12 protein-coding genes are annotated in these 12132 nt (G+C 65.6%); 2 read left to right on the top strand and 10 right to left on the bottom strand.

Annotation, left to right across the window (positions count from 1 at the left end; all coding sequences use genetic code 11):
• Positions 1-24 precede the first annotated feature (24 nt).
• The 6 genes from ACWKV7_RS21015 to leuS all read right to left on the bottom strand — a co-directional run bounded on the left by ACWKV7_RS21015 (position 25) and on the right by leuS (position 6662).
• Positions 25-639 (bottom strand): hypothetical protein, encoded by a 615-nt coding sequence (locus ACWKV7_RS21015; RefSeq protein WP_483859650.1) that lies wholly within the window; start codon positions 637-639, stop codon positions 25-27.
• On the bottom strand, positions 639-1685 hold the full coding sequence (locus tag ACWKV7_RS21020) for a DUF2515 family protein (RefSeq protein ID WP_483859651.1): 1047 nt from the start codon (positions 1683-1685) through the stop codon (positions 639-641). Before ACWKV7_RS21020 ends, ACWKV7_RS21015 begins: the two co-directional genes overlap by 1 nt.
• A 19-nt stretch (positions 1686-1704) precedes the next feature.
• Positions 1705-2202, bottom strand: a complete 498-nt coding sequence (locus ACWKV7_RS21025; protein WP_483859652.1) for a PAAR domain-containing protein — start codon at positions 2200-2202, stop codon at positions 1705-1707.
• 122 nt (positions 2203-2324) lie between these two features.
• Entirely contained in the window at positions 2325-3362 is a 1038-nt protein-coding gene (gene holA / locus ACWKV7_RS21030; RefSeq protein WP_483859653.1) for a DNA polymerase III subunit delta, read from the bottom strand.
• Between the two features lie 40 nt (positions 3363-3402).
• The gene (locus ACWKV7_RS21035; RefSeq protein WP_483859654.1) at positions 3403-4008 is read right to left on the bottom strand and encodes an LPS-assembly lipoprotein LptE; all 606 of its coding nucleotides are present in this window, start codon (positions 4006-4008) and stop codon (positions 3403-3405) included.
• A gap of 47 nt (positions 4009-4055) precedes the next feature.
• On the bottom strand, positions 4056-6662 hold the full coding sequence (leuS, locus tag ACWKV7_RS21040) for a leucine--tRNA ligase (protein WP_483859655.1): 2607 nt from the start codon (positions 6660-6662) through the stop codon (positions 4056-4058).
• 194 nt (positions 6663-6856) lie between these two features.
• Between leuS and ACWKV7_RS21045 the strand changes: the two genes are divergently transcribed.
• Both ACWKV7_RS21045 and ACWKV7_RS21050 read left to right on the top strand, forming a co-directional pair.
• Positions 6857-7291 carry a hypothetical protein gene (locus tag ACWKV7_RS21045; RefSeq protein ID WP_483859656.1) on the top strand — a complete coding sequence of 145 codons (435 nt, stop codon included), beginning with the start codon at positions 6857-6859 and terminating at the stop codon, positions 7289-7291.
• Between the two features lie 23 nt (positions 7292-7314).
• Positions 7315-8079 carry a YdcF family protein gene (locus ACWKV7_RS21050; RefSeq protein ID WP_483859657.1) on the top strand — a complete coding sequence of 255 codons (765 nt, stop codon included), beginning with the start codon at positions 7315-7317 and terminating at the stop codon, positions 8077-8079.
• 22 nt (positions 8080-8101) lie between these two features.
• On the opposite strand, the gene lnt is transcribed toward ACWKV7_RS21050, so the two are convergent.
• The 4 genes from lnt to ACWKV7_RS21070 all read right to left on the bottom strand — a co-directional run bounded on the left by lnt (position 8102) and on the right by ACWKV7_RS21070 (position 12057).
• Positions 8102-9625, bottom strand: a complete 1524-nt coding sequence (gene lnt, locus ACWKV7_RS21055) for an apolipoprotein N-acyltransferase (RefSeq protein WP_483859658.1) — start codon at positions 9623-9625, stop codon at positions 8102-8104.
• A 112-nt stretch (positions 9626-9737) separates the two neighbouring features.
• Complete coding sequence (locus tag ACWKV7_RS21060) at positions 9738-10577, bottom strand: HlyC/CorC family transporter (RefSeq protein WP_483859659.1); 840 nt, start codon at positions 10575-10577, stop codon at positions 9738-9740.
• Positions 10578-10610: 33 nt separating this feature from the next.
• Positions 10611-11066, bottom strand: coding sequence for an rRNA maturation RNase YbeY (gene ybeY / locus ACWKV7_RS21065; protein ID WP_483859660.1), 456 nt, complete (start codon positions 11064-11066; stop codon positions 10611-10613).
• The gene (locus tag ACWKV7_RS21070) at positions 11059-12057 is read right to left on the bottom strand and encodes a PhoH family protein (protein WP_483859661.1); all 999 of its coding nucleotides are present in this window, start codon (positions 12055-12057) and stop codon (positions 11059-11061) included. Before ACWKV7_RS21070 ends, ybeY begins: the two co-directional genes overlap by 8 nt.
• Between the last annotated feature and the right edge of the window lie 75 nt (positions 12058-12132).

Raw genomic sequence — 12132 nt, forward strand, 5'->3', positions numbered from 1 at the left:
CGACCCTGCCCATTCGTTTCGGTCTCACTCTGCGCCGATACCGACGTCGATCAGATATTTGGCGGTGTCCTCGTCGCGCTCGCTACAGCGGTGATAGCACTTGAAGTTGAGGTACATGTAGTACTTGCCGGGTACTACCAATGTCACCGTTTCCGCATGGTTGAACAGGCCTGCCTGCAATCTGGCCCGGTTGTTCATCGACGTATCCAGCCAGTCGTTGCCTTCCCTGGAGTCCCTAGGGCGCCAGCCGGCGTTGCGGAAAGTCGTCTGCAGCTCCTGCAGCAGCGTGACCGCTTGATGGAAAGGCAGGGTTTCCAGCATCGGCGAAGTGGTAATAGTGGATACCTTTCCTTCCTCGTACCCAATAGCGCCAAATCGGGTGCGCGGTAAAGTGAAGCCATGCAGTGGATCGTCGAAACGGATAGTCACCGGATCGTGTTCGATCCAGGTTGAGTCAACTTGGGGGGGAGTGCTGGGGTAAAAGACAGTTTTACCCTTGACTGGGAAGCTGGAGTCCCGGATGACGGCGTCATAGGGTTTGCCGATATGGACCGCAAGTTCTGAGGAAGGTGGATTGACGATGGCTAGGACAATCACCGCAGCCGCCAGCAGGAGCGCACCGCCGCCCCACTTGCTCATCAGTTCACTCCCCCGCCGTTGGCGATGATGCGGATAGACTGTTCCACTTGGGCGCGCTGCGGCCCTTTCAGCAACTGGTCGAATTGCTCCGCTGCTCGGTAGACGAACTCCATGCGCTGATCGGTGTTGGCCAGATTGGCGAAAGCGCTGCTGCTGAAGCCGATGCTGCGACTGTCCCTGACCTTGCATTGGGCGGCCAGGGTCAATTGGGCTTCTTCGGCCACGCCGGATAGGAAGCCGGTAACCCAAGACACTTGGTTGGCACGTAGAGCGGTTTCGAATGTCGGGTCCTGGTAGATGGCCGGCTGCAAGATATTCAGCTGTTCGTGGCGGGCAAGATGAACAACGCTTTGCTCAATATGGCCTGCCTCCAAGGCTTCAAATGCACTTCGAATTTGTGGAAAAGCGACGCCAAAGCCTACGGTGTCGGCCACGGGCCAATAGCTCTCCGCTGCGAGTTTTCGCCGGCTGCCCAGGCACTCCTTGAGTTCCGAAAGGCCATTCACACTATAGAACCGGTGCAACGGGTAGATATCCAGGAACAGCGCGGTATTGCCCAGCGCCAGCTTCTGGTAGACGTAGCCGGCTCCGGCCGCACTCGTAGAGGGGACCAGATTGGCGTAGGCCGCATCGGTATTGGAGGTGATGCTGGGGTCCCAGGCGATGTCGCGCATCTGCTCCAGCGACTTATCGATGGTCTTGCTCGCATGCAACAGGCCGCAGCCGACTTGCTTGGAGGCGAAGGCGGCGAGGCCGGCCCACTGGAAACGGCGGTCCGACAGCCAGAGCTGGGCGTAGGCGGCGTTGATGCGGCGATTGCGGGCCTGCGGGTCGGCGATCAGGGTGCCGCCGGGGGCGACCCATTCCTCCGCTTCTTTCTGAAAGCGCCGCCAGCGGCAGGCGCAGGTGACGATCGGCACGTCGGTGCGGGTGGTCTTGGCGCCATTTTCGCTGCGGGTTTCGCGCTTGCATTCGGCGATGTCGCGGCTGCTGTCCCAGAGCTTCTTGATGTCCAGGTCGTGTGGGGCAAGGGCTTGTGCGGTCATGTTCGTCCCTGAGCGCTGCTTAGAATATCCAGCGGATGGTGGCTTTCTCGGGCTGCTTGGTCGGCATGCGCGAGGTCATTCCCTGAGGGTCGGTAATGCCGCGGTAGATGCGCCCCTCCGCGGTTTCCACTTCGTAGGGCTGCTCGGCGATTGGCTGGCCGCTGCTGTGCTCGAGGGCGCGGAATTCCACGCCGTCCTGGCCGGGAAGCGGTAGCGGCGCAACGAACGGCGCGGCACTGAAGGCATCGCCGATCAGCACGTTGCCCGAACCGCCGACGATCACGCCGCCGTGGTTGGTGGTGCTACCGAGGGTGGCGGCGTTGAGGCCGTTGATGATGACAGTGGCGGAGTAGGCGCCGCTGATGGCCTGTCCACAGGCCGCGACGTCGCTCAGGCGTGCCGCCGGCAGGTTGTTGGTCAGCACGTTCGGCGAGCCGGACTGGATCGGGTTGACGCCATGACCCGGCAGCGGGCAGGCGACAGGGTCACTGAGACGGGCGGCGGGTTTACCGGACATGGGTGAATTCCTTTTCGATCGGGCCGGCTTTTTAGCAAGTCCCGTGGACGCCTGCACAAGAATGCGAGGGAAATCTGGAGCCGGTCACAATCCGGGCTGGCCCGGCGCGATTGTCGTGGGGGCTATTCGGCGGGCAGGGCCAGCCGCTGCCCGGCCAGCAGCAGGCAAAGGCGCGCCAGACCGCTCCAGGGATCGCCGGCTGCCTGGCCCTTGATCTGCGCATCGATGCGCTGGGCGTCGGTGAGCAGTTGGGCCCAGCGCGAGGCGGAGTGACGTTGCAGGGCTTTGCCGATCAGCGGACGGCGCTTGTCCCAGATCGGCGGGCGTGCCTGGCTGAAGGCCTTGTCCAGGGGCACGCCCTGGGCGTATTGCTGGGCCAGGCCGGCCAACTGGCGCAGTTCGCGGGCCAGCGCCCAGAGAATCACCGGGGTTTCCACCCCTTCGCCGCGCAGGCCCTCGAGCATGCGCAAGGCGTGGGCAGCCTCGCCATTGAGTGCCGCGTCGATCAGGCCGAAGACGTCGAAGCGTGCACTGTCGGCCACCGCGGCCTGGACGGTGCTGGCGTCGACCTGGCCGCCTTCGGCGAGCAGCTTGAGCTTCTCGATTTCCTGGGCGGCGGCCAGCAGGTTGCCTTCCACCCGCGCGGCGATCAACTCCACGGCTTCCTGATTGGCGGCCAGGCCGGCCTGGGACAGGCGCTGGCGAATCCATTGCGGCAACTGGTGGGCGTCCACCGGCCAGATCTGCACGAACTGCACCTGCGGTCCGTCGATCAGCGCTTTGGCCCATTTGGTCTTTTGCGTGCTGCCATCCAGCTTTGGCAGGCTGATCAGCAGCACGGTGTCTTCCGCCGGCCGTGCCAGGTATTCGAGCAGGGCGGCGGCACCCTTGTCGCCGGGCTTGCCGGTAGGAATGCGCAGCTCCAGCAGGCGCTTCTCGGCGAACAGCGAGAGGCTGGCGCCGGCCTCCAGCAATTGCCCCCAGTCGAAACCGCTTTCGGCGTTGAAGACCTGGCGTTCGCCAAATTCCTGGGCTCGGCAGGCGGCGCGAATGGCATCGGCAGCTTCCTGGCAGAGCAGGTGTTCGTCGCCGCAGACCACGTATACCGGTGCCAGGGTACCTTGCAGGTGCTTGGCGAGTTGGGCGGGGTTGAGCTTCATGGCGCGGAAAAGTGGCGGGTCGCCATGGCGACCCGTCCGCTTACTCGATCGGCAGTTCGATCGGCGATTGCTGCGGCTCGGCAGCCTGCGCGCGCCGGGCGGCTTCCAGCGCCTCGGCTTCGGCCCTGGCCTTGGCTTCGGCGGCGCGCTGCATCTCTTCGAGTTGGGTCGGGGTGATCAGTTGCAGGCGCTGGACCATCTGGTGCACCAGTTCGCGACGCATTTCCTGACGCAGCTGGCTGGCTTCCTGATCGGAGCCGATCAGGTTGTTCTCGTCGTGCACGTAGATGTTCTGCACTTCGAGTTCGTCCTGGGTCAGCAGCAGGTTGTTGGCGCCGCGGATCTCGTATTCCAGGATGCTGGTCAGCTCGTATTCGGCGCTGCGCGCGGAGCGGGTGTAGCTGGCGGTGCGCTGGGTTTCCTTCTCGTTGGTCAGGATCAGCTTGTAGGGCGCGCCGGGGTGCACGTTGACGTCGTTGCTTTCCAGCACGTCGCGCAATTGCTGCACGGTATCACCGTAGGCATTGCGCGCGCTGACGCTCAGTTCGTCGAGGGCGAACTGCACGTCGCCCGTGCCGCGCAACTGAAAGCCGCAGGCGCTGAGCAAACCGGCCAGAGCTACTATCACCAGATTCCGTTTCATCATCTTGTTATCCCCTTGGCGAGCATCCCGGCGCTGTGCGCCGGGCTTAATCAGTTGGCGACGATATTGACCAGTTTGCCCGGCACCACGATGACCTTGCGAATCGTCAGGCCCTCGGTGAAGCGCAACACGTTCTCGTTGCTGCGCGCAGCGGCTTCGACGTCCTCGCGGGAGGCGCCGGCATCGACGTCGATGTGGCCGCGCAGCTTGCCGTTGACCTGTACCACCAGTTGCAGGGTGTCCTGCACCAGTGCGGAGTCGTCCAGCGCCGGCCAGGCGGCATCGATGACCGCACCGGCATGGCCCAGTTCGTTCCACAGCGCATGGCAGATGTGCGGGGTGATCGGCGCCAGCAGCAGGGTCACGGTTTCCAGGCCTTCCTGGAGCAGGGCGCGATCCTGTTCGGTGGCGGTGGGCGCCTTCTCCAGCACGTTCATCAACGTCATCACCTGGGCGATGGCGGTGTTGAATTTGTGGTGCTGGCCGACATCCTGGCTGGCCTGCTTGATGGCCAGGTGGATGGCGCGGCGAATGCCCTTCTGCTCGTCGTTCAGCGTGGCCTTGTCCAGTGCGCCCGGCAGACCCTGGCTCACGTGGGCCTGGGCCAGGCGCCAGACACGACGCAGGAAGCGGCTGGCGCCCTCGACGCCGGAGTCGGACCATTCCAGGCTCATGTCCGGCGGCGAGGCGAACATCATGAACAGACGGCAGGTGTCGGCACCGTAGGCATCGATCATCGCCTGCGGGTCGACGCCGTTGTTCTTCGACTTGGACATTTTCTCGACGCCGCCGATTTCTACCGGCAGGCCGTCGGACTTCAGCTTGGCGCCGATGACCTTGGCCTTGGCGTCGCGCTCGACTTCCACGTCGGCCGGGTTGAACCAGTCCTTGCCACCGTTCTCGGCGACGCGGTAGTAGGTCTCGGCGACCACCATGCCCTGGGTCAGCAGGTTCTTGAACGGCTCGTTCGAACTCACCAGCCCTTCGTCGCGCATCAGCTTGTGGAAGAAGCGCGCGTACAGTAGGTGCAGGATGGCGTGCTCGATGCCGCCGATGTACTGGTCCACCGGCAGCCAGTGGTTGGCTGCGGCCGGGTCGACCATGCCCTTGTCATAGGTCGGCGAGGCGTAGCGGGCGTAGTACCAGGACGACTCGACGAAGGTGTCCATGGTGTCGGTTTCGCGCTTGGCCGGCTGGCCGCATTTCGGGCAACTGCATTCGTAGAACTCGGGCATGCGTGCCAGCGGCGAACCGGCGCCGTCCGGCACCACGTCTTCGGGCAACACCACCGGAAGTTGGTCTTCCGGCACCGGCACGTCGCCGCAGGCGTCGCAGTGGATGATCGGGATCGGGCAGCCCCAGTAGCGCTGGCGGCTGATGCCCCAGTCGCGCAGGCGGAACTGGGTGCGAGCCTGACCGAGGCCCTTCTTCAGCAGGGCGACTTCGATGGCGTCGAACGCGCCTTCGAAGTCCAGGCCGTCGAAGTCGCCGGAGTTGATCAGTTGGCCGTGTTCGCCGTAGGCGTCCTGCCAGGGCGCCGGGGTGGTGTCGCCGGCACTGGTACGCACCACCGGCTTGATCGGCAGGCCGTACTTGCTGGCGAATTCGAAGTCGCGCTCGTCGTGGGCGGGCACGGCCATCACCGCGCCTTCGCCGTAGTTCATCAGCACGTAGTTGGCGACCCACACCGGCAGCAGCTCGCCGGTCAGCGGGTGCTGCACGCGCAGTGAAGTGGCGATGCCTTTCTTCTCCTGGGTGGCGATGTCGGCTTCGGCGACGCCGCCGCGCTTGCATTCGTCGATGAACGCTTGCAACTCGGGGTTGTTTTGCGCGGCCAGGGTGGCCAGCGGGTGTTCGGCGGCCACCGCCACATAGGTGGCGCCCATCAGGGTGTCGGGGCGAGTGGTGAAGACCTTCATCAGCCCTTCGCTGCCGATGCTGGCTGCGTCGTAGGGGAAGGCGATCTCCATGCCACGGGACTTGCCGATCCAGTTGCGCTGCATGGTCTTGACCTGTTCCGGCCAGCCGTCCAGCTCGTCCAGGCTGCTCAAGAGTTCATCCGCGTAGGCGGTGATCTTGAAGTAGTACATGGGGATCTCGCGCTTCTCGATCAGCGCGCCGGAGCGCCAGCCGCGGCCGTCGATGACCTGCTCGTTGGCCAGCACGGTCTGGTCCACCGGGTCCCAGTTCACCGTGCCGTTCTTGCGGTAGATCACGCCCTTCTCGAACAGGCGGGTGAACAGCCACTGCTCCCAGCGGTAGTAGTCCGGCTTGCAGGTGGCGACTTCGCGCGACCAATCGATCGCCAGGCCCAGGCTTTGCAGCTGGGTCTTCATGTAGGCGATGTTCTCGTAGGTCCACTTGGCCGGGGCGACCTTGTTCTTCATCGCGGCGTTTTCCGCCGGCATGCCGAAGGCATCCCAGCCCATCGGTTGCAGCACGTTCTTGCCCTGCATGCGCTGGTAGCGTGCGATCACGTCACCGATGGTGTAGTTGCGCACGTGCCCCATGTGTAGCTTGCCACTGGGGTAGGGGAACATCGACAGGCAGTAGTAGGTCTCCTTGCCCGGTTGTTCCGAAACGATAAAGGACTTCTGCGCATTCCAGTGGGCTTGCGCGGCGGCTTCGATTTCGCGGGGCTGATACTGTTCGTGCATGGCTGCTGGCGTTGGGAAAGAGGCTTGCGGAAAACGCCGTAGCATACATGAGGCAGGCTGCCGATGGCTCGCAAAAATCGTTGCTCGCCCGCTGCCGCCTCGCGTCCCGCCGTTTGTCGCGGCGCATCGTCGGCCTAGGGCGGGGCGCTAAGCTTGGTGAAGGGGCGGGAACGTTCAGGGCATGAGGTGAATGGATGGCTGAGTCGCGGCGGGCTGAAGCGGGGGGCGGGCTCTACGAGCGGCTGCTGCAACGCCTCGCGCTGGCGCTGGACGAAGCCGACACCGCCAGCCGCTTGCGCGCGGAGGAGCCCAGCGAGCTGGAATTGCGCGGCCTGACCCCGGCGGAGCTGGAGCTGATCCGCGCCTACCTCGATCGTGACCTGCACTGGCTGAGTGGCTGGCATGCCGCGGCCGAGGAGCTGGCGGTGATCGAGCAGAAGCCGTCGCGCACGGCGAAGGCGGTGAAGGGGCCTGGCAAGCCGCCGTCCAAGCTCAAACCCTCGTTCCGGCGCCGCCAGCAACTCTACTGCGCACTCTGCGGCACCGTCGCCGAGCTGCGGCGCGGCAAGGGTGCGCAGGCCTGCACAGTCTGCGGCTCGCAGCTTTTCCGCGCCGGCAATCCCCGTTAGGCTGCGGCACCCTGGAGGTGCCCATGCCGATTCGCTATTTCTTCAAACAATTGCTGTTGCCGCCCGGCGGCCTGCTGCTGTTGCTGCTGGTCGGCTGGTGGCTGCGTCGTCGCGCCCCGCGCCTGGCGGGGCTCTGTTTCGTCTTCGGCTTTGCCGGCTTGTGGCTGGGCAGCTTGCCGGTGGTGGTGGAATGGACGGCGCGGGCCATCGAGCGCGAGCCGGCGCTGGCCGAAGCCGAGTGGCCGGAACTCGGCCAGCGCGCCGAGGCAATCGTCGTGCTCGGCGCCGGGCGCCAGCAGAACGATCCGGCCTGGGGTGCCGACCAGCCCGGCATGCTGGCAGTCGAGCGGGTGCGCTATGCCGCGCGCCTGGCCAGGGCGTCCGGCTTGCCGCTGCTGACCAGCGGCGGGCTGCATTTCGGCGAGCCGCCCAGCGAGGCGGCGCTGATGGCCGATACCCTGGAGCGCGACCACGGCGTGCCGGTGCGCTGGCGCGAGGAGCGCAGCCACACGACGTGGCAGAATGCGCTGTACAGCGCGCAGATACTGAAGGCCGCCGGCATTCGGCGGGTGGTGCTGGTGACCCAGGCCTGGCACATGCCGCGCGCGCGCTGGTGCTTCGAACAGGTCGGCCTCGAGGTGGTCGCCGCTCCGGTCGGCGCGCTCGGCGTGCCCAATGGCCGGCCGTTCGGCGGCTGGCTGCCGGAGAACAAGGCGGTCTGGCAGAACAGCATGCTGATCAACGAAGTGGTGGGTTTGCTGGCCTACCCGCTGGCCTATGGCAGATAGGCCAGCGCGCCTTGCCCGAGCTTCAGACCGTGGTGGCCAGGCGCCTGGCCAGCAGGGCCCAGCCGAGTATCAGCCCACAGAGTATCGCCAGCGGCCAGGCGCGCCAGCGCAGGTAGGGCGTCAGCCCTTGCATCGGCAGCACTTCGCCGTGCAGCACGGCCTGCTGGAACTGCGGCACTTGCTCGGTGATGCGGCCCAGCGGGTCGATCAGCACGGTGATGCCGTTGTTGGTGGCGCGAATCATCCAGCGCCCGGCTTCCAGTGCGCGGGTCTGCGCCATCTGCAGGTGCTGCAGCGGACCGATGGACGTACCGAACCAGGCGTCGTTGCTCACCGTCAGCAGGATATCGCTCTGCGCAGCCAGGCTGGCGGCGAACTCCGGGTAGACCACCTCGTAGCAGATATAGGGCGCAATGCGATAACCCTTGGCCTGTAGCAGGGGCTGCCCGGCATCGCCGCGGGCGAAGTCGGACATCGGCAGATCGAAGAAGGCAATCAGCCCGCGCAGCAGCTCCTGCAGTGGCACGTACTCGCCGAATGGCACCAGCTTCTGCTTCAGATAGGTGCCCTGGCCTTCACCGAGGGCGACGATGCCGTTGTAGTAGCGCGGTTCGCCCTGCCGATTGCGCTGGCGCACCGGCACGCCGGTGATCAGGGCGGCGTTGTTGTCGTTGGCGAAGCGCTGCATGACCGTCAGATAGCCCTCGGCATGTTCCTTTAGCACCGGTACTGCGGTTTCCGGCCAGACGATCAGGTCGGCCTGCCGCGCTTCGGCGAAGGTCAGGTCGCGGTAGAGCGCCAGTTGCGCGTTGAGCTGCTCCGGATCCCATTTCATGCTCTGTGCGACGTTGCCCTGGATCGCGGCAACCTTCAGCGGCGCGCCCGACGGCTGGGTCCAGGCATGGCCCTGGAGGGCAAGGCCAGTCAGCCAGGGGCCCGCCAGCAGCGCCAGGGCCAGCCCGAGAAACGCCGGTTTCTGGCGCAACTGCGGCAGGTTCGCCAGCAGCGCGGCGGTCAGCGCCAGGGCGAAGGAAGCCAGCCATACCCCGCCGAGCGGCATCAGGCCCGCCAGCGGTGCGTCGAGCTGGCTATAGCCGGCGTAGAGCCAGGGAAACCCGGTGAGGAACCAGCCGCGGAAGGCTTCCTGGGCCAGCCACAGCGCGGCAAAGGCGAGGGCGTCGGCCAGCGGCGCTTCGCGGCGGCGCAGGCAGCGCGCCCACAGCCAGCCTGGCAGCGCGAAGAAGAATGCCAGTCCGGCGACGAAGCCCAGGGTGAGGAACGCCGCCAGTGCCGGCGAGGCGGCGCCGTAGTCGTGAATGCTGACGTAGACCCAGCTGGTGCCGGCGAGGTAGAGGCCGAAGCCATAGCACCAGCCGCGCCACAGCGCCTGGCGTGCGGTCAGCTCGCGCAGGCTGGCATAGAGCAGGGCAATGGACAGCAGCGCCAGCGGCCACAGCGAGAAGGGCGCCAGCGCCAGCGGGGTGAGTGCTCCTGCGGCCAGGGCCAGCAGGTTGCCCGGCCAGCCGGGGCGGGTGATCCAGCGCATGGGAAATCCTTGTTGGGAAAGGCGCGGCAAGGGTAGCGGAGCGGCGGGCGGCAGGCTACCGGCGCCGTGGAGGCGACGGGGCGCAGCCTGCGCGCTGCGCCTCGGCCTGCGCTCAGCGCGCCAGCGGCGTGAGGCGCAGCAGGTGAATGCGGCGGCTGTCCGCGTTCAGCACGCGGAAGCGGAACTCGCCGAGTTCGGTGATCTCGTTGCGCTTGGGCAGGTGGCCGAAGGCGCTGGTCACCAGGCCGCCGACGGTGTCGAATTCCTCGTCGGAAAACGCGCTGTCGAAGAATTCGTTGAAGCTTTCCACCGGGGTCAGCGCCTTGATCAGGAAGTCGCCGCTGGGCAACGGCTTGATGTAGCTGTCTTCCTCGACATCGTGCTCGTCCTCGATGTCGCCGACGATCTGTTCGAGCACGTCCTCGATGGTCACCAGACCGGCGACGCCGCCGTATTCGTCGATGACCACTGCCATGTGGTTGCGGTTGGCGCGAAACTCCTTGAGCAGCACGTTGAGCCGCTTGGACTCCGGGACGAAGGTCGCCGGGCGCAGCAGGTCCTTGATATTGAAGGGCTGCTCGCTGTCCTGCAGTAGCAGGGGCAGCAGGTCCTTGGCCAGCAGGATGCCCATCACGTCGTCGAGGCTTTCGCCGATCACCGGGTAGCGCGAGTGGGCGGCGTCGATGATCGCCGGAAGGAATTCCTTGGGCGTCTGGCTGGCCTTGATGCTGATCATCTGTGAGCGCGGCACCATGATGTCGCGTACTTGCAGGTCGGCGACCTGGATGGCGCCTTCGACGATGGCCAGGGCCTCGCTGTCCAGCAGTTTGTTGCGGTGGGCTTCGCGCAGCAGCTCCAGCAGCTCCTGGCGGTTCTTCGGCTCATGGGCAAAGGCCTGGGTGATTTTATCCAGCCAGGACCTCTGCCCGTTGCTCGATCGATCTTCGCTCATGTTCTCGTGCTCGCAGTGCCCGCGTGGCGCGGGTCATTCATCGCCGGCGTAGGGGTCGGGGTGACCCAGTTCGGCGAGCAATTGTTGTTCCAGGGTTTCCATCTCGAGCGCTTCGTCGTCGTCGATATGGTCGTAGCCGAGCAGGTGCAGGCAGCCGTGGATGACCATGTGCGCCCAGTGGGCCTGCGGGCTCTTGCCTTGCTCGGCGGCCTCGCGCTCGACCACCGGCACGCAGATCACCAGGTCACCGAGCAGCGGGATATCCAGCAAGCCTTCAGGCACCTCGGCGGGAAACGACAGCACGTTGGTGGCGTAATCCTTGTGCCGGTAGGTGCGGTTCAGCTCGCGGCCCTCGGCCTCGTCGACCAGGCGGATGGTCAGCTCGGAGTCCGCCGTGCGCTGGCGCAGCGCCAGTTCGCACCAGTGGCGGAACTCGGCCTCGCCGGGGGTGGCGAGGTCAGTGGCGAGCTGCAGGTCCAGTTCAAGCATCGGCGTCTTCATCCTTGGCCACTGGCTTGCCGTGTTCGAAGCGCTCGTAGGCCTCGACGATGCGTTGCACCAGCGGGTGGCGCACCACGTCCTTGGGCTTGAAATGGGTGAAGCTGATGCCCGGTACGTCGCGCAGCACCTCGATCACGTGGGTCAGGCCGCTCTTGGTGCCGCGCGGCAGGTCGACCTGGGTGATATCGCCGGTGATGACGGCGGTGGAGCCGAAGCCGATGCGGGTGAGGAACATCTTCATCTGCTCGAGCGTTGTGTTTTGGCTCTCGTCGAGAATGATGAAGCTGTTGTTGAGGGTGCGCCCGCGCATGTAGGCGAGCGGCGCCACCTCGATCACCTGCTTCTCGATCAGCTTGGCCACCTGCTCGAAGCCGAGCATTTCGTAGAGCGCGTCGTACAGCGGGCGCAGGTAGGGGTCGATCTTCTGCGACAGGTCACCGGGCAGGAAGCCGAGCTTCTCGCCGGCTTCCACCGCGGGGCGCACCAGCAGGATGCGGCGCACCTGCTCGCGCTCCAGCGCGTCCACCGCGCAGGCCACGGCGAGATAGGTCTTACCGGTGCCGGCCGGGCCGATGCCGAAATTGATGTCGTGGTCGAGGATGGATTTGACGTAGCGCTGCTGGTTGACCCCGCGTGGCCGGATCATGCCCTTGCGGGTGCGCAGGGCGACGCTGCCGGTATCGCTCTTGCCGTTGCCCAGTTCTTCCATCGCCGACTCCTGGAGGAACAGGTGCACCAGATCGGGCGACAGCTCGGTGCCGTTGGTTTCCCGGTACAGGCGGCGCAGCAGGTGTTCGGCGGAGAGGGTGTGGGTGGGGTCGCCGACGAGCTCGAACTGGTTGCCGCGGTTGCGGATTTCGATGGCCAGGCGCTGCTCGATCAGGCGCAGGTGCTCGTCGAATTGCCCGCAGAGATTGGCGAAGCGACGGGCTTCAAAGGGTTCGAGGGTGAAACGATGCGGTTCTATGGGTGCGTTCAATGTCGTGTAATGGCCGCCAGTCGGCTGGGGTAGTGAGTGAAGAATAACGCTGGAAGGGGGCGTCGGCTACAGGCG

It is taken from the genome of Zestomonas ipomoeae (genome assembly GCF_057128665.1).

What these genes read in the sequence shown, in the direction of transcription:
- ACWKV7_RS21015 (WP_483859650.1), bottom strand. Translation starts at nt 639, where the DNA reads ATGAGCAAGTGGGGCGGCGGTGCGCTCCTGCTGGCGGCTGCGGTGATT.
- ACWKV7_RS21020 (WP_483859651.1), bottom strand. Translation starts at nt 1,685, where the DNA reads ATGACCGCACAAGCCCTTGCCCCACACGACCTGGACATCAAGAAGCTC.
- ACWKV7_RS21025 (WP_483859652.1), bottom strand. Translation starts at nt 2,202, where the DNA reads ATGTCCGGTAAACCCGCCGCCCGTCTCAGTGACCCTGTCGCCTGCCCG.
- holA (WP_483859653.1), bottom strand. Translation starts at nt 3,362, where the DNA reads ATGAAGCTCAACCCCGCCCAACTCGCCAAGCACCTGCAAGGTACCCTG.
- ACWKV7_RS21035 (WP_483859654.1), bottom strand. Translation starts at nt 4,008, where the DNA reads ATGATGAAACGGAATCTGGTGATAGTAGCTCTGGCCGGTTTGCTCAGC.
- leuS (WP_483859655.1), bottom strand. Translation starts at nt 6,662, where the DNA reads ATGCACGAACAGTATCAGCCCCGCGAAATCGAAGCCGCCGCGCAAGCC.
- ACWKV7_RS21045 (WP_483859656.1), top strand. Translation starts at nt 6,857, where the DNA reads ATGGCTGAGTCGCGGCGGGCTGAAGCGGGGGGCGGGCTCTACGAGCGG.
- ACWKV7_RS21050 (WP_483859657.1), top strand. Translation starts at nt 7,315, where the DNA reads ATGCCGATTCGCTATTTCTTCAAACAATTGCTGTTGCCGCCCGGCGGC.
- lnt (WP_483859658.1), bottom strand. Translation starts at nt 9,625, where the DNA reads ATGCGCTGGATCACCCGCCCCGGCTGGCCGGGCAACCTGCTGGCCCTG.
- ACWKV7_RS21060 (WP_483859659.1), bottom strand. Translation starts at nt 10,577, where the DNA reads ATGAGCGAAGATCGATCGAGCAACGGGCAGAGGTCCTGGCTGGATAAA.
- ybeY (WP_483859660.1), bottom strand. Translation starts at nt 11,066, where the DNA reads ATGCTTGAACTGGACCTGCAGCTCGCCACTGACCTCGCCACCCCCGGC.